We start from the raw sequence: 18907 nt of genomic DNA, 5'->3' as shown, positions 1-18907 counted from the left end.
CACATGTACTTCGCGTGGAGAGCATCTCGCTCCTTGTCATTCTGCGGCGGATTGTTTCGCAGCAGCTCGTCCCAGACGGGATCGCCCGAGCCGTCGCCGTCGCTGTCGTGGCTGGAACTGAACGGCGACTGCCGCGAACGGCTGTGGCACCGCGGCGGCTTCCCCGACGGCGGGGTGCTCGGCGGCCGAGGGTTCGCGGACTGGCAGCACGATTATCTGAGCCTGCTCGCGCAGCGAGACCTGCCGGCATGGGGCCTGCCAGCAACGGCGCGCACCACCCAGCGGCTCTTCGACCTGCTGGCGGTATCGCACGCGCAGCAGTGGAACGCGAGCGAGCTGGGCCGCGGCCTCGGCCTCTCGTATCACACCGTGAACGCCTACTTGGACTACCTCGAGGGAGCGTTCCTGCTCAGGCGCCTTCCCGCCTACCACGCCAACGCCCGCAAGCGACTCACCAAGCGGCCGAAGGTCTACTGGCGCGACAGCGGCCTGCTGCACGCCCTGTGGGGTGTCGACACGGCTGCAGGCCTGTTTGGGCACCCAATGGTGGGAGCAAGCTGGGAAGGGCACGTCATCGACCAGGTGCTCACCGCTTTGCAGCAAGCCGGAAGGAGGTTCAGCGCCTCGCACCTTCGCACCGTCGATGGCCGCGAGATCGACCTGATCCTCAACGTCGGACGCGAATTGTGGGCCGTCGAGATCAAGCTCACCACGAACCCCAGCCGCGCCGACATGACCCGTCTCAACGACACCGCCGACCTGATCGGCGCCCATCGACGGTTCCTCGTCAACGGCGGCCCCGAGACAGCCAGCAGCGGCACAGCCACGGTCTGCGACCTCAGCCGCATGGTCGCCTACGCGACGCAGCCGTCTGCCGATCCCCGCAACGCCGTCTGATGCTGGCGAGTGATGTGCGCAGTTCGTGACCGACGTCGGCTAGCCCCCACCTGCCGCCTCAGGGCGCCGCTTGGCCCATGCGTACATCAGGATGCAGCCCGCGATGACCGCTGCGGGTGCCGACAGCACCCACCACGGCCACCCTGTCAGCCACAGCACGGCACGCCAGATCATGGCCATCACCACGTACCCAAACCAGTCGTTTCCGATCACACGCCGCAGCCGGGAACTCCCTGGCGGCGCTCATCGGCTCGGCGGCACCTCAGCCTCGTGGGGATTTCTGCGGGCTGCGATCAATTCCGCCGAACGCCGCTCCAGGCCCGATGTTCCGATCAGGCCAGCCCAGGCGATTGTCTTCGTCCGAGCCGCTGTCATCATCATCAGTGGGGCTGTCGTCGCCGCATTGCTCGATAGCCCCGACGCTTAACCCGGTTCGCCGTCGCGCACGATGCCCGCGACATCGCCTGCGTCAACGGTCGGCCCCACCAGACCGTCCACCGCTTACGCACACAGCCCCCCGGCCGGTGCAATACGCCTGCCTGCCTCTTGAGCACGGGTAGGCATCGCGTCAGGCCGAGATTCGGTTCCGCTGCCAGCGAACGAACATCATCGCGCCCAGCGCCCAAACGCAGAGCACGGCTGCGAGCGCTACCAGAGCGGCGGGTGAGGTCCCCCAGGCACTGAATATGAGGCTCATCAGCAGGAGACCTAGGGCATTCACAAGCAAGACGATGGTCTTCTCGCGTCGGTCCCGCCCGCGTGCCCGCCACCATCGGGGACTGGCCGCTGCTGGCGGTGCCGTGTCGGTGTTCATGGGTGCAGGGTAGTTTGGGGCGTTCATTCGCGGAACCGAGCCGGTTGATCTTGCGCCGGTCATCGGCCGAGGCTGGCAAGGGCCGCTTGGCATTGTGCCGCCGCCCATTCTCGGTTGTCGTAGCTGCTTTGGTACTGGGTGTATGCGGCACCATTCACGAACAGGGTGACCCCGCCGCGATCCGGTCGTCCCCGGAACGCGAACGATGCCCAAGGACCGCAGTAGCTGCCCGCCGAGTTGTCGTCGGGCGCGTCGTCGGCGGGGCTGTCGTCGCCGCCCGGGCTGGGGGGAGCCGTGGTGGGCGTTGGCTCGGGTTCGCTGTTCGCGTCGCCGTTGTCGTCGTCGGGGCAGGTGTCGCCCTTGGCAGGGTGGCAGCCGGCGCTGTCCTTGTCGGTGCTATCAGAGCCCGGTTCGGGCCGTTTCATCGGTTCCAGATACGGCTTGATCTGCTCGCTATAGCGGTTGGCGTAGTGAGCGCCAAAGCCGACGAGCAGTCCGCACGCCGCAGCACCACCAACCGTGGAAAAACCCAAACATGCGGCCACAGCGATGGGTATTCTTGCTTCCGGCGGGAGCTCCTGCCACGTTCTTGCTGCGGCTTTGGCATCAGCGAGGCTGATGGTCTTTCCGCCGACGCGGATGAGCGGGTAGTACTTCTCCATGAGAATGAGGGCTTCGCGCCCGACGGTCTCGGCGGCGTCGCGGGCGGCCTTGCTCTTGGCGGCGTCGGTCAGCGCGTCGATCAGCGCTTGGTCGGGTTCCGCGAGGGTGTCCTTGTTGTTGTCATAGGCATGCATGAGCTTCCCGAACAGGTTGGCTAATCCGTAGGCAGAGCCGCCGCTCGGCTCCGTGCCGCTGCCTGTGCCGTCGCTCTTGTCGTCTTCGCAGGCGGGCCGTTGTTGGGGGGTGTGTCCGACGTGAGGTGTCCATAGGCCGGTGCCGCAGGGCGGGTCTCCGTGGTTGGGGTGGCAGGTGCTCCCGTTGCGGTGGTAGCCCGTGGCGCATCGCGTCGTGTCGCGGCCAGTCTTGCAGTTCGGCGGCGTGCCGGTCTGCTCGGCGGGGCATTCCGGCGGGGCTGTGGTGGTCGTGGTGGTCGTGGGGGGCACGTAGGCGGTCGGCGGCGGCGGCGGGGCCGTTGTAGGCGGGGGAGGCGCCGCTGTGGTCGGAGGTGGTGGCGGCTCGGTCGTGGCTGGCGGCGGGGGTTGTGTGTTTGCGGGCGGCGGGGGGTGGCAGTTGGGGGGTGTGCCGGTCATGCCTACGGGGCAGACCGGCTGGTTCGCGGGCGGGATGGGGTAGCAGTTCGGGTAGCTGCCGGTCATGCCTGCTCCGCATCTGTGGACGTGGGAGACGCTGACGGTCTCGGTCCAGCACTGCTGTCCGGCGAAGGGGTCATAGGAGCAGCGCTGCACGGTCTTGGTGCGCGGGTGCGCGTCGGCGCTGTCGGTGCTCGCCGGCACGACGACGAGAACGGCGGCGAACGCGAGCACGACGCCGAGCGCCGCGAGGGTGCGTTTTGGCATTTGGCGGGTCCTTGGTGAGCGGATCGGTTGAGGCGGGCGATCCGCGGCCGCGCCGGCGCCTGGGGAGGGACCCATGCAACTGATGCCGTCCGCAGAGCCGACGCGGCTACGAATCGTTCGTTTCATCGACAGAACGGGAGCGCGACGACGGGTTGGCGCGCGACGCGGCGGCCGGTTCGCCTCGAGGCGGTGACGGTTCCCGATTGCTCAGCAAGTACGCGGGTTTGCGGCTCGGACAGGCGCCGTCACCGGCGAGTGACCGCAGAGCTGAGCCGCCTGCTTGACAGGCTCAGATCAGCCGTCTACGATACGAACGTTTCTTAGACAGGGAAATACGCCCTTGACCTGCAGATTTGGGGACAGTTTCCTATTAGGAGTGGCCCCGTCTCAGCGGGACGAGTCTTCGTCGGGCGCCAGAGGCAGGCGGAGTTCAACGGTGGTGCCCGGGCCCTCGGTGTCGACTACGGCGGCAGCGCCGTCGTGGGTGCGAGCGACGTAGTCGACGATGGACAGCCCGAGCCCGGATCCGGGCTGGGCGCGGGCTTCGGGTGCGCGGTAGAACCGCTCGAAGACGGTCTCGCGCAGGGCGGCGGGTATGCCCGGGCCGCGGTCGCGCACTCGGACCCGAGCTTCGCGTTCGGCTGCTGCGACGCTGATCTCGACGGGTGCGCCGGGCGGGGACCATTTCACCGCGTTGTCGACGAGGTTGCCGATCGCTCGCTCGACCAGCGCCGCATTCACGACCACCTCGCACGGCTCGAAATCAGTCACGAACTCCGTCTCGGTACGGCGGCGGTGCCGGTCCACCACCGATGCCGCCAGCTCAGCCAAGTCGACTGGCTCAGGCTCGCCCTGAGCTCGCTGGTCGGTCGCCAGCTCGACGAGCTCGCTCACCAGCTCAGTGAGCTGGTCCAGCTCGAACTGCACATCGTCGAGCATCTGGCGGCGCTCGTCGCTGTCGAGCGCGACGACTGCGCCTGCGCCGACGGCGTCGGCTTCCGCTGCGGCCGATGCTGCTACCGCGGCCGGCTCGGCGCGGGCCAGCAATTCGATGTTGGTGCGAATGCTGGTGAGCGGCGTGCGCAGCTCGTGGCCGGCATCCGCGACCAGCCGATGCTGCTGGGCGCGCGACAGCGCCAACGCCTCCAGCATGGCGTTGAAGCTGCGAGCCAATTCGCCCAGCTCGTCATCGCGTTCGAGCTCGATGGGCTGATCCAAGTCTTGGGTCTGCGCGACATTCCGCGCCGCATCGGTGAGCCGCCGGACCGGCCGGATGGCACGACCGGCCACCAAGAACCCCAGCAACCCGGCACCGGCGACACCGACCACAGCGACAAGCGCCAACGCGTTGCGCAAGCCCGACACATTCTCGTCGACTTCGTCGAGCGGGCTCGCGACCATCAGCGCGCCGGCCGGCGATATCGGCACCGTCAGCACTCGCAGGCGCACACCGTCGGCCGACACGTCGGATCGGTGACGGCGAGTGCCGCCGTTTGCCACCGCACGGTCGGCGCGCCCCACCGGCAGCACGTCGTCTGACTTGTACACCACCGCGCCGTTGGGGGCGACTACCTGCACCAGCACGTCCCGCGGCACGAACCGTCCGAAGAACTGGACACCTCGACGTTCCGGCAAGCGCCCGCCGCTCGCAGCCAGCACAGCGACGCGGTCATCCAGCTTGCGATCGAGTGCCGAGCGGGCCTCGCCTCGGGCGATCCACAGCGCGACCCCCGAGACCGCCAGCACGGCAACGGCGACCGAGGCCGCTACGAGCAGACCGAGCCGGGTGCGAACGCTCATGTGGGGTCCCCAGGAGCGGCTGGGGACCGAGCGGCCCGTGAGCGCGGCGAGCAAGAGCGGAAGAAGAGGAGTGCCACGAGGAGAACCCTCAGCCGCTCGCGCTTGCTCTGAGGACGTATCCCACGCCGCGCACTGTTCGGATCGGGCTGTGGCCATCCGCGCCCGCTGCCGCGGCGGCCAGCTTGCGGCGCAGGTAGCCCACGTAGACCTCCAAGGAGTTGGAGGCCAGCGACGCGTCGTAGCCCCAGACCGTGTCGTAGATCTCCTCACGGTGGAGCACCCGACCAGGGTTGCGCAGAAACAGCTCCAGCAGCCGGTGCTCGGTATGGGTCAGCTCGACGGGCTCGCCGGCGCAGCTCACCTCGTAGCTGGCGGTGTTCAGCACGATGTCACCGCACGTCAGACGCTCACCGCTATCGCTGGGGAGGGGCTCGGCGTTCCGGCGCAGGAGCGCGCGCAGCCGAGCCAGCAGCTCGTCGAGCGCGAACGGCTTCGCCAGGTAGTCGTCAGCGCCAGCATCGAGGCCTTCCACCCGGTCAGCGGTGGCGCCTCTGGCGGTCAGCAGCAGGATCGGCAAGCGACTCCCGGCCGCGCGCAGGCGGCGGCACAGCTCGAATCCGCCCAGATTCGGCATGGTGGCATCGAGCACCAGCACGTCCGCCCGACCGGCGAGCGCCTCGCCTTCCAAGCCGTCGCGGCCTTCGAGCACCTCGTAGCCCTCGAGCTGCAGCGCGCGTCGCAGGGCAGCCCGGATGCGCTGGTCGTCGTCGACGACAGCTACGCAGGCGCTCATGGGTTCATTGTGGACGGTGCTCGATGAAAACCCGATGAGAGCGCTCTCACAACCGCGTTCTTGCAACGTCAGCCGGTCGGCCCAACACTGTCGTGTGTCTGGGTCTCCAGAACAGCTGATTGCTCCGCGCCCATGGCCTCATTCTGGAAAGCGAGCTATGACAAACCCATGAGGGGCCAGCCGGCTCGGCCCACGGCTTCGTCGCTAGCCAGCAGCGGAAGCGGTACGTCGCAGGTGCGGGATCGTGAGCACCGAACAGGCTTCTCGTTCGGCGTCGTAGCTCAAGGCGCGCACAGCGTCGGCGATGTCCCACCAGGCCACCTCGTCGACCTCGCTCGGGTCTCCGGTGAGCCGCTTGGGCACCTTCGTCGGCGCCATCGCGTAATAGAGCACCAGCTTGGGCACCCCGCTGGCGATCAGGTAGCTGACTGGGTACGGCGCCGAGGTGATCGCACACCGGACGCCGGTCTCCTCGCGCACCTCACGAAGCGCAGCCTCTTCCCAGGACTCGCCCGGGTCGAGATGGCCCTTCGGCAGCGACCAGTCGTCATAACGGGGCCGGTGCACCACCAGTACGGCACCCTTGTGGCACACGACACCGCCGGCAGCCCGGTCCACTGGGGCGTTGGAGTAGCGACCTCGCTCGCGGTGGCGGCGCCGCGTCTTCATCGGCGTCTTGGCTGAGTCTTTCTTCTGGCCCTTCTTGGGGGAACCCGACTTCGATGACCCAGGTCGGTTCTGTGCCACGGTTCGTGTCTAGCGTGTCCGCGCCACCCGCGGTGAGCTCGTCGCGGGCAACGACGAAGATCGCGCGGAGATCCACGCAGACTCGGGGGTGCCGACATGGACTTGGGAATTTGCATCGCATCGCACATCGGCGATCTCGACTACGTCGAGCGCGCCGAGGAACTCGGCTACACGCATGCCTGGTTCGCAGACAGCCACATGCTGTGGTCGGACTGTTATGCCACGCTGGCGCTTGCTGCGGAACGCACCAGCACCATCGGGCTCGGCACAGGTGTGTCGGTCTCGGGCACGCGGCCCGCGCCGGTCACTGCCGCGTCGATCGCCACCATCAACGCCCTCGCTCCCGGGCGGACATTTCTGGGCATCGGCACCGGCAACACGGCCATGCGGATTATGGGGCACAAGCCCCAGCGCATTGCCGAGTTCGACCAGTACCTCGGGGCGTTGCGGCCGCTGCTTCGCGGCGAGGAAGCCATGCATCACTTCGGCGGCAGCGCGCAGCCGATCCGTCACATCATGCCGGACTCGGGCTTCGTCAACTTTGACGACCCGATCCCGCTGTACGTGTCGGGCTTCGGGCCTCGGTCGTTGGGGCTGGCGGGCCGGTACGGCGACGGCGCCGTGCTGTCGGTGCCGCCTGACGGTTCAGCGACGGCCCGGGTGTGGGAGTACATCGAGGCCGGGGCCGCCGAAGCAGGTCGCACCCTCGACCGAGACGATTACTTGATGTGTTCGCTCACAACCATCGTGATCCTCGATGACGGCGAGACGCTGGCCAGCCAGCGCGAGCGGGTCCATCACGAGGCGGGTGCGTTCGCGATGGCATCGCTGCACTACTCCTACGACCAATACCGGCAGTTCGGCAGGTCGCCCGGAGCGCGCCTGGAGGCGGTCTGGGACGAGTACTGCGCCATGCTCGACGACACCGACCCTGATCGCATCCACCAGCGGATCCACGCCGGCCACAACTGCTGGGTGCTGCCCGAAGAGACGTGGTTCCTGACCGACGAACTCATCGATGCAACCTGCATCGTGGGCACCGTCGACCAGGTTGTCGAACGCTTGGCGGACTTGGGCGAGCGAGGGCTCGACCAGATCATGATCCTGCCCAACTTCGACCCTCGCTATGACGTACTCGAACGCGTGGGGAGCGAAATCATTCCCCGGCTGCGGGCCGGTTGACCGCACCGATCACCGGCGGACGACGTCCCGCTGTCGAAGGCCGTCTCTGCATCACGTCGACGGCGCGACCTCGCCAGGCTGCTCGGTAGCCTTGTCCGCTGCTGTCGAGTCCACCCGCAGGGGGCTGCTTCACATGAGCAACATCTGCCAAGTCACCGGCCGCCGGCCGCACTCGGGCTTCAACGTGTCGCACTCGCATCGGCGCACCAAGCGCTGGTTCAAGCCCAACATCCAGCGGAAGCGGTTCTGGGTTCCCAACGAACGGCGCTGGGTCACGCTGACCGTCAGCGCCAAGGGCATCAAGACCATCAACAAGCGCGGCATCGAGTCTGTAGTGGCTGAGCTGCGCCGTCGCGGGGAGAAAGTCTGATGCCCAAGAGCGACAAGCGTCCCGTCATCAAGCTGAAGTCCACCGAGGGCAGCGGCTACACCTACACAACGCGCAAGAACAAGACGAACACCCGCGACCGGATCGAGCTGCGCAAGTACGATCCGGTGCTGCGTCGGCACGTCATCTTCAAAGAAGAACGCTGATCGACGTCGCTGTCGGGACAGCTGCGCGGGTTCGCGAACGGCCTGCGTCCCAACGCCTGTTGCCCTGGGCGCCTGCCCGCCGCGTATCCGGACTTCCGGGGGCGCGTTCCCGCCCTTCGGCGCGGCCACTGAGGCCATGACCGCCGTTCGGCCTGTGCATCTGAGCTTGCGCGCGGCGCGGCACCTCGCCATCGGCGCGCAAGGGCTCGCTGCAACGCTCCCGGCGGGACGGCTCGATGCGCGCCATCTGCGACGCGCCATGGACCACATGGGTCTGCTGCAGATCGATGCCGTGAACGTCGTGGCGCGCTCGCACTTGCTGGTTCTGCGAGCTCGGATCGGCGGCACGCACGACGCCGTGCTCGCGTTGCTGGAGCGGGCGGCCTACGCCCGCGGGGCGGCCGACCGGGAGCTGACCGAGTACTGGAGCCATGAGGCATCGTTCGTTCAGGTGAGCGATTGGCCGCTGTATCGCTGGCATATGCGGCGCGGCGAACAAGGCGAGATGTGGAGCGGCTTTGCGCGCTTCGGGCGCGAAGAGCCACGCCGCATCACCGAGGCATTGACATGGCTGGCCGACAATGGACCAGCATCATCGGCGGAACTGGACGCAGCGCTGGGCTGGGGACCCGGTGTGCGAGGGCCGTGGGGCACACGCAGCAACGCAAAGATGGCGCTCGCATGGCTCTTCTGGTGCGGTCAGGTGGGCGTCGCGGAGCGGGTCGGCTTCACTCGCCGCTACGACGTGATCGAACGGGTGCTGCCCGACGATGTGCTGGCACGCGAAGTCGATGAGCCAGACGCTCACCGGGCGTTGCTGAGCCAAGCCGCCATCTGCCTCGGCATGGGGACTGCTGACGATCTGATCGACTACCACCGACTGCCGAAGCGCGTTGCGCGGACACACATTCGCGAATTGGTCGAGGAGGAAACCCTGCTCGAAGCGACGGTCGAAGGATGGGACGAACCCGCCTACGTGCCTGCCGGGTTGAAGCGCGGCCGCAAGCAGTCCCGGTCGGTGCTGTTGAGCCCGTTCGATCCGCTGGTGTGGTTCCGCCCGCGTGCGGAGCGCCTCTTCGGGTTCCACTACCGGATCGAGATCTACACGCCCAAGGCCAAGCGGCGGTACGGCTACTTCGTGCTGCCGTTCTTGCATGACGATGCGCTGGTGGCGCGTCTCGACGTCCGTTTCGATCGGGACCGCGGCATCCTGGAGGTGCCGGCTTCTTGGGCGGAACCAGGGGCGTGGCCCAGCGGTGGTGAAGCAGAGACCAGCGCTCTCGAGGCGTTGGCAGCCGAACTGCGCTCGCTGTCAGGATGGTGCGGCGGCGAGAGAGTGTCGGTGTCGCCCCACGGCGACCTCGCCGGCCGACTGCGCAAGACGCTCACGTAAAGCGCTGACCCGATACCCCGTGTGCGCGGGGCCGTGACCACCACCGATCCGAGTCAGGATCGAGGCACGGACGAGCGGTCGTCTTCAATCCTCACTGGTCAGCGAGCAGGGCAGTCAGACGTCGAAGGGTGGCTACGACCTCTTCTGCGCGCGCTGCGCTGCCTCCGGCGAGCATCTCGGCGGCTTCGGCGCTCAAGAGAGACCACACAGCCTCCGGATCGCTGTCATCGGTGTGCTTTCGCAAGAATGCCGCCCAGTCACGGGCCGGAATCCCGGCCAAGGGCTGGCGGATTGCATCGTCGATCCAGTCATCCATGATGCCGGTACGCGCAATTCTGCCGAAGTTGTGGCCGCTGTCGGAGACCGGCTCGTCGACCGTGTGGTCCCGACCGCTGTACGGCACTACCCCGTCGGGCATGCGAATGGTTGTGTCGCTGCGAGTCTGCTTGATGTGCTGCCACCAGTAGTTGCGAAACTCGGCGGCGAAACGGGCCGACCAGATGCCAGGCGCCAATACCCGCGGTCTGCCTGACACCACATTCGACAAGCACCACGGCACCACCACGAGCAGGTCCCACGCGCTGCATGCATGCGGTGTGACGGTGTACCGAAAACTCGGCACGGCTTCCTTCGCCAGCAGATACCAGCCCTTCAGTTCGATGCCCATCGCCACTTCGTCGACACCGTCCGTGCTGCGGCGGCGCAAGAGGACATCGGGAAACGTCTGCGCTTGTCGGACGAACTCGTACAGCGGCCACTCGCCGTCGGGATCCCACACTTCGCGCATTCGATTCAGCGCTGCCACGACCTGCACTTCAATGGTCGCGCCGAGCACGGTGTTCAACGCAAACAGATCGGTTGCGTCGAGACCCTCCATGACCGTCGGCGACTGGAAGTGAATCGGCAATGCGGTGAGTGCATCTCGAACTCGGCTGGCCAGAGCGGTCGTCGGGTGGTCAGGATCCGGCGTCGGGGGCCTGGGTTCGGGCACTCGTGCGATATCGGCGTCTTCGGGCATTACAGATCGTCGTGCTCGCCTGTCGTTGCTTCGGCAAGTCGCTGTTCAGCGATATCGGCGAAGTGCTCTACTTGCTCAGCCGCGTATGCCCGCCGTCCGAGGGTGACCGCCGCTGCCGACGCACTGCACAGGCCACCGAATGGCTCCCAGACGACGTCGCCGGGACGCGTGGCCGCGGCGACGATGCGTCGCATGAACTCGATCGGCTTCTGGTTGAGGTGAACAGCGGCCTGCCGGCCGGGATTGTGAACACGCGGCGCGGAACGCACTCCGTTGCCCTTGTAGCGCTCACTGCCGTGCAGAGCAGGCTGAGCCCAAACGTTCGTCAGGCCATGTGCATGAGTCCAGACATCACGCATCCGCGACCATTCCGCCGCTGTGAGTGGCGAAGCTCCGTCAATCGAGTAATACGGCGCGCCGTGGGGATCACCATGGCGGTTCGCGAAGGCGACCAGCCGCTCCATCATCTCGGGCGGCGGGAAGTACCACAGCCAGTCTTGGGTCAGGTACTTGCGAGTTGCCGCGTTCGCGACGCCGCACGCCTCGTTTGCACGGTGCAGCGGCAAGCCAGCCCGCTGCCATTCGTGGCGCAGCCACTGCTTGGCGGACATAATGCCCTCAGGCGTCTCGAATTCCAGCCGCCGACGGTAGAAGACGCACACCTCGGTGGTCACCGGAAACTGGCGGATGGTGTCACCGTTGACGTTGCCCGCAATATGGCTGACGCCCTTGTCCCAGACCACGGTCTGGACGTAATCCCAGCCGCTGGCCGCCAGCAACGGATGCACGGTGGCCCAGCCGATCTCGGTATTCCAGAACCACAGCGTCGTCGCCGCAAGCGCGTACTTCGACCAGCACTCAACATGGGGTGCATACCAGCCAACCAAGTCGTCGGGTGTTCGCGGATCGCCTGGGAAGCCGCCCACGCCATACGCGCCGTCGGACATGATCAATGCGGGCCGCGGCCAGTCCACATATGCATCGAGCGCGTCGCCGCGGTGCAATGACCAGCACTGTCCCGGCTTGTCCGCGATGGCCGGGTCGCGCGTCGGTTTGACCGGCATGCGTTCAGCGTAGGCGGGGGGTGTCATGGACTCCCTGCTCATTGTCGAGCACCGGCGATGACGCCGACTCCTTCGGTTGACTCAGCAGGATGCGCGGATTGTCGAGGTCTCCCACCGTGACACCAAGCTCCCCCCGCCGTTGCTCGCGGTGCCCACGGGACGCGCGCGCGATGGCTTCGCCGTGCTCCGCCGCAGCTCGGAAGAGATCGCTCCGAGTGCGACGCTTGATTTCTGATCGAGGTGGCTATCGTTGCTGATCTTGCATCGGGGGCGACTGCGGTCGCCGTGTTGGTGCGAGCAGACAGCAAATCAACTGGTCCCGTGGTGAAGTCTGGAGTTCACGCTGGCCTGTCAAGCCAGAGGTCGCGGGTTCAAATCCCGTCGGGACCGCGGTCGGGTAGCTCAGTTGGCAGAGCGCGCGCCTGAAAAGCGTGAGGTCACCGGATCGACGCCGGTCCCGACCACTGGTTTATGCGAGCGAAAGGGCTTCGCCCTCGCTCGCGACAATAGAAATCAAGGCTTCGCCGCACTCGCGACAATAGGGGTGCTTAGCGGCGCGTGACTTCGTCGGCGCGAGCTGCGGCGGCTACTGCGGCGGCTACTGCGGGGACTACTGAGCGGTCGAAGGCTGTGGGGATGACGAGCTCGGGGCAGAGGTCGTCGCTCGACACGGCCGCTGCGATTGCGTCGGCTGCCGCGATCTTCATGTTCTCGGTGATGTCGGTGGCACCTGCGTCGAAGGCGCCCCGGAAGATGCCCGGGAATGCCAGCACGTTGTTGATCTGGTTGGGGTAGTCGCTGCGGCCGGTCGCGACGACGCCGGCGATATCGGCGATGTCGTCGGGCAGGATCTCGGGGTCGGGATTCGCCATCGCGAACACGATTGGTCGCTTCGCCATGGTCGCCACGTCGTCGCGGGTGACGAGCCCAGGGCCGCTCAGCCCCAAGAACACGTCTGCACCGACCATGGCGTCGGACACCGTGCCAGCCACGCGCTCGGCGTTGGTGTTGGCGGCAAGCCATTCCTTGGCGTGGTTCAGGTCGCCGCGACCGGGGTGGATGGTGCCCTTGCGGTCGCAGGCGATCACGTTGCCGACGCCTGCGCCAGCCAAGATCTTGGCGGTTGCCACGCCGGCGGCGCCGGCGCCCAGGATGACGCATTGAAGATTCGCCAGCTCCTTGCCCACAATGCGCGCCGAGTTGCGAAGCGCCGCCAGCGCAACCACCGCGGTGCCGTGCTGGTCGTCGTGGAACACGGGAATGTCGAGTGCGGCGCGCAACGCTTCCTCGACCGCGAACGCGCCAGGCGCCGCGATGTCCTCGAGGTTGATGCCGCCGAAGGTCGGTGCGAGCCGGATGACCGTCTCCACGATCTCGTCCGGGTCGGTGACGTCGAGGCAGATCGGGAAGGCATCCACGCCGGCGAACTCCTTGAAGAGCAGCGCCTTGCCTTCCATGACCGGCATCGCCGCTGCCGGGCCGATGTCGCCGAGACCGAGCACTGCCGTGCCGTCGGTGACGATGGCAACCGTGTTGCCCTTGATCGTCAGGTCATGGACTCGTTCGGGGTCATCCACGATTGCCCGGCAGACACGAGCGACGCCCGGCGTGTACGCCATGGAGAGGTCATCTGCGTTGCGCAGCGGGATGCGGCTGACCGTCTCGAGCTTCCCGCGGTCGTGCAGCTCGAACGTGCGGTCGAGCGCCGCAATGACCGTGATGCCCTCGAGGCCGTTGACTGCTGCGCAGATCTGGGTGATGTGCTGCTCGCTCGCGGCGTCGACCACGATGTGCTGGCGCAGCGCACCCTGTGTGATCGTGAAACCGTCGAGGCTCTGAATGTTGCCGCCGACATCGCCGATGGCGGTACACAGCCGGCCGAGCGTGCCCGGCTGGTGAGCCAGCTCGACTTCGAGGGTGGCGGAATAGGCGGCGGTGGGTCGGGACCCCGCGGTGGCAGTCATCGGCGCTCCTGCGCGTTTGCAGAAACGGCAGGGTATTGGTCTGAATCGATGATCTGGGCCCCGCCGTTGCCGGGTCGGATCTCGCCGATCCGGAATGCGTCGTGTCCCGCTGCGCCGGCAATGTCGATGGCACTGTCCGCGTACGCAGGCGGGACCGCCACCACCATGCCGATACCCAGGTTGAAGACGCGGTCCATTTCGGACGGGGCCACCGGACCGCTGCTGGCGATGTGGTCGAAAATGGCGGGCACCGGCCACGTGCCTCGCCGCACGATCGCCTGAGCGCCGGGACCGAGCATGCGCGCGACGTTCGCAGCCAGTCCCCCGCCGGTGATGTGGGCTGCTGCACGGGCGTCGCACTCACTGAACAATGAGAGCACTGCGGGGGCATAGATCACCGACGGTCGCAACAACTCGTCGCCCAGCGTGCGATCGGCGCCCGGCCATGCCGGCGCGGCAAGCTGTTCCGCGTCGAGCGAACTGCCGCACAGGACGCGGCGAGCGAGGCTGTAACCGTTGCATCGCAGCCCACCGGAGGCGAGTCCGACGAGCACGAGGGGCTCACTCCCCACCGGGGTTCGCAGCTGTGCCCGCTCGACGACTCCTACGGCAAAGCCGGCGATGTCCACCTCGCCCGGCGCGAGTGCGTCAGGGTGTTCTGCCAGCTCGCCGCCGACCAATGCGCAACCGGCGGTCCGACAGCCCGCCGCCAGACCCGAGACGATCGTCTCCACCACGTCGGGATCAAGACGTCCCGCAGTGATCTGGTCGTGAAACAGCAACGGTTCTGCGCCGAGTGTGACGATGTCGTCGACGCACATGGCCACCACGTCGATTCCTATCGTGTCCCAGCGGCCAAGCGCAGCGGCAATGAGCGGCTTGGTGCCAGCACCGTCGTTCGCGCTCACCAGCACCGGTTCGTCCATGCCCGGCGGCACCGCAGTGACCGCCCCGAACGCCCCGATGTCATTCAGCACCTCGGGTCGGTATGTGCTGCGGGCGTGCGGTGCCAAACGCCGGACCGCCTCGTCTCCCGCAGCGATGCTCACTCCGGCCGATTCGTAGGTAAGCGGCCCAGGCTCGGAGGCCCCAGGCTCGTCCTCGGCGGAGCCTGCACTCTCAAGCGTCATCAGATCGGATGGCGTCGGGCGGGCAGCGTCATCGGGCAGCCATCGTCAAGTCGGAGTCAGCCGCCGAGCGGTCCCGCGACGGCTGCGGCTTGCACGCTGCCGGTCGCGATCAGGGAGCGAGTGGGTTCGTCGCTGCCGCTGCCGAACACCTCGGCCCGTGCGCTCGCACCGATTTCCACCGGGTACTCGCCAGTGAGACATGCGTGGCAGAACCCGCCACCGAGCACGCCGGTGGCCTCGACGAGCTGATCGAGGCTCAGGTACGCCAGCGAATCGACTCCCAGATACGCCTCGATCTCGGCCAGATCACGACTCGCGGCCAGCAGCTCGTCGGAGGTGCCGGTGTCCATGCCGTAGAAGCAGGGCCACCGGTAGGGCGGCGAGGAGATGCGCATGTGCACCTCCGCGGCGCCGGCGCCGCGCAGCATCTCAACAATCGACCGAGTGGTCGTGCCCCGCACAATCGAGTCGTCGACCACCACGAGACGGCGTCCGTTGATGTTGGGGCTGATCGGGTTCAGCTTTGTTCGCACGCCCAACGACCGGACATGCTGGTTTGGCGCGATGAAGGTGCGCCCGATGTAGCGGTTCTTGACGAGTCCGTCGCCGTAGGCGATGCCGCTGGCACGCGCGTAGCCCTGCGCCGCCGGAATGCCCGATTCGGGAACGGGCATCACCAGATCCGCTGCGACCGGTGCATTGGTCGCCAGGTGCGCGCCCATGCGCTGCCGGGCTGCGTGCACGTTCTGGCTGGCCAAGGTTGTGTCAGGACGCGAGAAGTACACGAATTCGAAGATGCACAGGTGCGGTGCCAGCCCGCCGCCGGTTTCGGGTCTGCTGGCGAACGGCCACAGCGAACGACACCCCGCGGCGTCGATGATGATCATCTCGCCCGGCCGGATCTCGCGTTCGAACGTCGCGCCCACCACCTCCAGCGCGGGGTTCTCCGAGGCCAGCACCCAGCCGCCCCGATGCGGGTCGACATCGGACGGATCGACCCCGTGCTCATCGACATTCAGGCGGCCGAGACACAGCGGCCAGATGCCGTGCGGGTCGCGGACCCCGATCAGGCGATCCCGGTCGGCGACCACGAAAGTGAAACCGCCACGAAGGCTTGGCAGCACCGCTCCCAGTGCCTCGGTGACGGCCTCGCGCGGTCGCGTGCGAGTGATCTGCGGGGTGGCGGTGATGCGTTGGGCGACCAGCTCGGCGACGAGGTCGCTGTCGCTGGTGACCACCCCGTCGAGCATCCCCGATGAGGCAGCAAGCTCGGCGGTGTTGGTGAGGTTCCCGTTGTGCCCGAGCGCGAATTCCGTGCCGTCGAGGCCCCGGTAGAACGGCTGCGCCGCGCGCCACGAACTCGAACCTGTCGTCGAGTATCGGGTGTGCCCGATGGCCAAATTGCCCTCGAGCCCGGCCAGCACCCGATCATCGAACGCACTGGCGACGAGACCCATGTCCTTCACCACGGTGATGTGCGTGCCGTCGGACACCGCAATGCCAGCCGATTCCTGCCCGCGGTGCTGCAGCGCGTACAACCCGAGGTAACTGAGGTGGGCGACGGGGCCGCCAGGCAGGTACACCCCGAAGACGCCGCAGGCTTCGCGCGGCTTGCAGAACTCCACACCGTCGGAGGGAGCTTGACTCATGCCACTGCTCCCTCGACGGGTTGAGCAAATGACTGGGGCAAAGCACCGCTCCACCGGGCGAGCGTCTCGTCGAGCGCGAGGTCGACATCAAGGCCCCGTTCGGACATCCGGCCGATCTGCACGCGCGATCCGCCGAACGATCCAAGGCGGCGACATTCGACTCCCGACGCGGCCGCCGCACTCGCGAGACGATCGACATCGCGAGGCTCGACAGCGGCGAGGACGCGACCGGGCGGCTCAGCGAACAGCGCCCGTGCCGCTGGCGCCGATTCTCCGAGCGACGGAACCCGGGCGCGCACGCCCGTGCCACTGTGACAGCACATCTCCGCGATGGCCACCGCGATGCCGCCGTCGGAGACATCATGAGCGAACTGCACGAGGTTGTCCCGTACGGCTGCCGCTGCGAATCGGGCAGTTGCGACGCAGCCCGCAATGTCGAGATCCGGCAGGGCCCCGTCCCTGCACTGGCGGCGTTCCCACGCCCATCGACTGCCACCCAGCGGAATGGGGTGCCGCCCCACAGCGTCAGCGCCGTCTTGCGCGTGGCCGGCGAAGCCGGTCGGGGCCAGCACCACGAGTTCGGTCCGAGACGGCAGGCCGTCTGCGATCGGGCGCCTGTGGAGGTCGGGATGGACGCCGACCATGCACACGACGGGCGTCGGGCAGATATTGGTGCCATTGGTCTCGTTGTACAGGCTGACATTCCCGCCCACGACCGGTACACCGAGCGCGTCGCAGGTTTCCGTCATGCCGTCGACGGCCTCTGACAGCTGCCACATGACCTCGGGATGAGTTGGATTGCCGAAGTTCAGGCAGTTGACGAGCGCGAGCGGGTCGGCGCCCACACAGGCAAGGTTCAGTGCCGCTTCGACCACCACCATGGCGGTGCCCCGGCGGGGATCAGCGTCGCACCAGCGGTGGTTGCCGTCGACCGAGATTCCCAGTCCCCGACCGGTGGGCGTGCCGTCGCGAGGGTTTCGCAATCGCAGCAGCGTGGCGTCGTGCCCGGGGCCGACGACCGTGTTCAGAAACAGTTGGTGGTCGTACTGCCGGTATACCCAGCGCGCATCCGCGAGCATCGCCAGCAGATCGGCAGCGCAATCGTCCGGAGTGACAGCCGGCGCGCTCTGTGCGGCGCGATGGGCCCCAGGATCGACGCGGTGGCGGGCTGCCAGATCAGCAGGCGGACGCTGGGGACGGTCATAGGACGGCGCGTCGTCGTGCAGCGTGCTCGCCCGGATCTCTGCCAGGACTGGGCCCTCGGCACCGTCACGCACCCGCAGCATCCCGTCGCCGGTCACTCGTCCGACAACTGTCGCACTCACCTCCCACCGCGCGCAGATCTCGAGCACCCGGTCGACGTTGGTCGGCGAGACGATCGCCAGCATCCGTTCCTGAGACTCCGAGGTCATGATCTCGAACGGTTCCATGCCGTGCTGACGCAAGGGCACGGCGGTGACGTCGACCTCCATGCCGGTGCCGCCACGCGAGGCTGTCTCGCTGGCCGCGCAGGTCAAGCCGGCACCCCCGAGATCCTGGATCCCGCTGACGAGTCGTGCTTCCAGCAATTCGAGGCAGGCTTCGATGAGGCGCTTTTCCTCGAAAGGGTCGCCGACCTGAACGCTCGGGCGTTTGGTCGCATCATCGTCAGCCTCGTCGAAGCCTGCCGACGCCAGCACGCTGACGCCGCCGATGCCGTCGCGGCCGGTGCTCGCGCCCATGAGCACGGCCGAGCTGCCCACATCGGTTGCACGGCCGAGGACAAGTCGTTCCGTGGGCATGATGCCAAGTGCGGCCACATTCACCAGAGGGTTGTCTCGATATGTCTCGCACGACACGAATTCACCCGCAACGGTCGGTACACCGACGCTGTTGCCGTAACCCGATATCCCGCTGACGATTCCTTCTGCAATCCAATTGCTTCGCGGTTCGTCCAGCGGTCCGACGCGCAGAGGATCTGCGAGCGCAATGGGTCGCGCACCCATAGTGAAGATGTCGCGCAAGATGCCGCCGACTCCGGTCGCCGCACCTTGATACGGCTCGATGGCGCAGGGGTGGTTGTGGCTTTCGATGCGTACTGCTACTGCAATGCCGTCACCGACATCGACAACGCCGGCGTTCTCGCCCGGACCGACGAGCACCCAGGGTGCCTCGGTTGGCAGCCGCGCAAGATGGCGGCGCGATGACTTATACGAGCAATGCTCGGACCACATGACCGCATACATGGCCAGTTCGAGATGGTTCGGCTGCCGGTCCAACAGTTCGCAGATGCATTCGTACTCGGTATCCGTCAGGCCAAGTGACGCATGAACGCTTGCGGTATGGGCAACGCCGGAGGCATCAGCCGAGTGAGATCCTGAAAGCACCGCAGTCATATCGACCCGAGTTCATTGGACACTGTC

The 18907-nt window shown here is 67.1% G+C and carries 17 protein-coding genes and 2 tRNA genes; 7 read left to right on the top strand and 12 right to left on the bottom strand.

What is annotated here, in order from left to right; genetic code table 11:
* Positions 1-33 precede the first annotated feature (33 nt).
* The gene (locus tag ACOGJB_RS12035; protein ID WP_419837362.1) at positions 34-897 is read left to right on the top strand and encodes an ATP-binding protein; all 864 of its coding nucleotides are present in this window, start codon (positions 34-36) and stop codon (positions 895-897) included.
* 39 nt (positions 898-936) lie between these two features.
* Here ACOGJB_RS12035 and ACOGJB_RS12030 read toward each other — a convergent pair whose 3' ends face one another.
* The 6 genes from ACOGJB_RS12030 to ACOGJB_RS12005 all read right to left on the bottom strand — a co-directional run bounded on the left by ACOGJB_RS12030 (position 937) and on the right by ACOGJB_RS12005 (position 6571).
* Positions 937-1110 (bottom strand): hypothetical protein, encoded by a 174-nt coding sequence (locus ACOGJB_RS12030; RefSeq protein ID WP_419837361.1) that lies wholly within the window; start codon positions 1108-1110, stop codon positions 937-939.
* A 355-nt stretch (positions 1111-1465) separates the two neighbouring features.
* The gene (locus ACOGJB_RS12025) at positions 1466-1711 is read right to left on the bottom strand and encodes a hypothetical protein (protein WP_419837360.1); all 246 of its coding nucleotides are present in this window, start codon (positions 1709-1711) and stop codon (positions 1466-1468) included.
* A 59-nt stretch (positions 1712-1770) separates the two neighbouring features.
* On the bottom strand, positions 1771-3231 hold the full coding sequence (locus ACOGJB_RS12020) for a hypothetical protein (RefSeq protein ID WP_419837359.1): 1461 nt from the start codon (positions 3229-3231) through the stop codon (positions 1771-1773).
* A gap of 387 nt (positions 3232-3618) precedes the next feature.
* The gene (locus tag ACOGJB_RS12015) at positions 3619-5031 is read right to left on the bottom strand and encodes an ATP-binding protein (RefSeq protein ID WP_419837358.1); all 1413 of its coding nucleotides are present in this window, start codon (positions 5029-5031) and stop codon (positions 3619-3621) included.
* A gap of 88 nt (positions 5032-5119) precedes the next feature.
* Complete coding sequence (locus ACOGJB_RS12010; protein ID WP_419837357.1) at positions 5120-5824, bottom strand: response regulator transcription factor; 705 nt, start codon at positions 5822-5824, stop codon at positions 5120-5122.
* Positions 5825-6028: 204 nt separating this feature from the next.
* Positions 6029-6571, bottom strand: coding sequence for an NUDIX hydrolase (locus tag ACOGJB_RS12005; protein WP_419837356.1), 543 nt, complete (start codon positions 6569-6571; stop codon positions 6029-6031).
* A gap of 96 nt (positions 6572-6667) precedes the next feature.
* Between ACOGJB_RS12005 and ACOGJB_RS12000 the strand changes: the two genes are divergently transcribed.
* From ACOGJB_RS12000 to ACOGJB_RS11985, 4 genes are all read left to right on the top strand, one after another.
* Positions 6668-7753 (top strand): LLM class flavin-dependent oxidoreductase, encoded by a 1086-nt coding sequence (locus ACOGJB_RS12000; RefSeq protein WP_419837355.1) that lies wholly within the window; start codon positions 6668-6670, stop codon positions 7751-7753.
* A gap of 133 nt (positions 7754-7886) precedes the next feature.
* Positions 7887-8123 carry a 50S ribosomal protein L28 gene (gene rpmB / locus ACOGJB_RS11995; RefSeq protein ID WP_419837354.1) on the top strand — a complete coding sequence of 79 codons (237 nt, stop codon included), beginning with the start codon at positions 7887-7889 and terminating at the stop codon, positions 8121-8123.
* A complete protein-coding gene (gene rpmG / locus ACOGJB_RS11990; RefSeq protein WP_323671457.1) occupies positions 8123-8287 on the top strand; it encodes a 50S ribosomal protein L33 in 165 nt (54 codons plus the stop codon). Before rpmB ends, rpmG begins: the two co-directional genes overlap by 1 nt.
* 136 nt (positions 8288-8423) lie before the next feature.
* Entirely contained in the window at positions 8424-9680 is a 1257-nt protein-coding gene (locus tag ACOGJB_RS11985) for a winged helix-turn-helix domain-containing protein (protein WP_419837353.1), read from the top strand.
* Positions 9681-9771: 91 nt separating this feature from the next.
* Here the strand turns inward: ACOGJB_RS11985 and ACOGJB_RS11980 are convergent, their stop codons facing one another.
* The gene (locus ACOGJB_RS11980; protein WP_419837352.1) at positions 9772-10698 is read right to left on the bottom strand and encodes a hypothetical protein; all 927 of its coding nucleotides are present in this window, start codon (positions 10696-10698) and stop codon (positions 9772-9774) included.
* A complete protein-coding gene (locus ACOGJB_RS11975; protein ID WP_419837351.1) occupies positions 10698-11762 on the bottom strand; it encodes a DNA methyltransferase in 1065 nt (354 codons plus the stop codon). The genes ACOGJB_RS11980 and ACOGJB_RS11975 overlap by 1 nt, the downstream gene beginning before the upstream one ends.
* A gap of 315 nt (positions 11763-12077) precedes the next feature.
* Here ACOGJB_RS11975 and ACOGJB_RS11970 point away from each other — a divergent pair.
* Both ACOGJB_RS11970 and ACOGJB_RS11965 read left to right on the top strand, forming a co-directional pair.
* Positions 12078-12152, top strand: a tRNA-Asp gene (locus ACOGJB_RS11970).
* Between the two features lies 1 nt (position 12153).
* Positions 12154-12226, top strand: a tRNA-Phe gene (locus ACOGJB_RS11965).
* Positions 12227-12310: 84 nt separating this feature from the next.
* Here the strand turns inward: ACOGJB_RS11965 and ACOGJB_RS11960 are convergent.
* The 4 genes from ACOGJB_RS11960 to purL are packed head-to-tail and all read right to left on the bottom strand — an operon-like array spanning position 12311 to position 18880.
* Complete coding sequence (locus ACOGJB_RS11960; protein ID WP_419837350.1) at positions 12311-13726, bottom strand: NAD-dependent malic enzyme; 1416 nt, start codon at positions 13724-13726, stop codon at positions 12311-12313.
* On the bottom strand, positions 13723-14856 hold the full coding sequence (purM, locus tag ACOGJB_RS11955) for a phosphoribosylformylglycinamidine cyclo-ligase (protein WP_419837349.1): 1134 nt from the start codon (positions 14854-14856) through the stop codon (positions 13723-13725). Before purM ends, ACOGJB_RS11960 begins: the two co-directional genes overlap by 4 nt.
* A 56-nt stretch (positions 14857-14912) precedes the next feature.
* The gene (gene purF / locus ACOGJB_RS11950; RefSeq protein WP_419837348.1) at positions 14913-16505 is read right to left on the bottom strand and encodes an amidophosphoribosyltransferase; all 1593 of its coding nucleotides are present in this window, start codon (positions 16503-16505) and stop codon (positions 14913-14915) included.
* Entirely contained in the window at positions 16502-18880 is a 2379-nt protein-coding gene (gene purL, locus ACOGJB_RS11945) for a phosphoribosylformylglycinamidine synthase subunit PurL (RefSeq protein WP_419837347.1), read from the bottom strand. The genes purF and purL overlap by 4 nt, the downstream gene beginning before the upstream one ends.
* Positions 18881-18907: the final 27 nt, after the last annotated feature.

It is taken from the genome of Candidatus Poriferisodalis sp. (genome assembly GCF_965208895.1).
In the GTDB taxonomy this organism is placed as follows: Bacteria; Actinomycetota; Acidimicrobiia; order Acidimicrobiales; family Poriferisodalaceae; genus Poriferisodalis.
The sequence above is the reverse complement of the archived record's forward strand: the minus strand, read 5'-3'. Positions and strand labels throughout refer to the sequence as shown.

What these genes read in the sequence shown, in the direction of transcription:
- ACOGJB_RS11985 (WP_419837353.1), top strand. Translation starts at nt 8,424, where the DNA reads ATGACCGCCGTTCGGCCTGTGCATCTGAGCTTGCGCGCGGCGCGGCAC.
- ACOGJB_RS12020 (WP_419837359.1), bottom strand. Translation starts at nt 3,231, where the DNA reads ATGCCAAAACGCACCCTCGCGGCGCTCGGCGTCGTGCTCGCGTTCGCC.
- ACOGJB_RS11960 (WP_419837350.1), bottom strand. Translation starts at nt 13,726, where the DNA reads ATGACTGCCACCGCGGGGTCCCGACCCACCGCCGCCTATTCCGCCACC.
- ACOGJB_RS12025 (WP_419837360.1), bottom strand. Translation starts at nt 1,711, where the DNA reads ATGAACACCGACACGGCACCGCCAGCAGCGGCCAGTCCCCGATGGTGG.
- purM (WP_419837349.1), bottom strand. Translation starts at nt 14,856, where the DNA reads ATGACGCTTGAGAGTGCAGGCTCCGCCGAGGACGAGCCTGGGGCCTCC.
- purF (WP_419837348.1), bottom strand. Translation starts at nt 16,505, where the DNA reads ATGAGTCAAGCTCCCTCCGACGGTGTGGAGTTCTGCAAGCCGCGCGAA.
- rpmB (WP_419837354.1), top strand. Translation starts at nt 7,887, where the DNA reads ATGAGCAACATCTGCCAAGTCACCGGCCGCCGGCCGCACTCGGGCTTC.
- ACOGJB_RS11975 (WP_419837351.1), bottom strand. Translation starts at nt 11,762, where the DNA reads ATGCCGGTCAAACCGACGCGCGACCCGGCCATCGCGGACAAGCCGGGA.
- rpmG (WP_323671457.1), top strand. Translation starts at nt 8,123, where the DNA reads ATGCCCAAGAGCGACAAGCGTCCCGTCATCAAGCTGAAGTCCACCGAG.
- ACOGJB_RS12010 (WP_419837357.1), bottom strand. Translation starts at nt 5,824, where the DNA reads ATGAGCGCCTGCGTAGCTGTCGTCGACGACGACCAGCGCATCCGGGCT.
- purL (WP_419837347.1), bottom strand. Translation starts at nt 18,880, where the DNA reads ATGACTGCGGTGCTTTCAGGATCTCACTCGGCTGATGCCTCCGGCGTT.
- ACOGJB_RS12000 (WP_419837355.1), top strand. Translation starts at nt 6,668, where the DNA reads ATGGACTTGGGAATTTGCATCGCATCGCACATCGGCGATCTCGACTAC.
- ACOGJB_RS11980 (WP_419837352.1), bottom strand. Translation starts at nt 10,698, where the DNA reads ATGCCCGAAGACGCCGATATCGCACGAGTGCCCGAACCCAGGCCCCCG.
- ACOGJB_RS12015 (WP_419837358.1), bottom strand. Translation starts at nt 5,031, where the DNA reads ATGAGCGTTCGCACCCGGCTCGGTCTGCTCGTAGCGGCCTCGGTCGCC.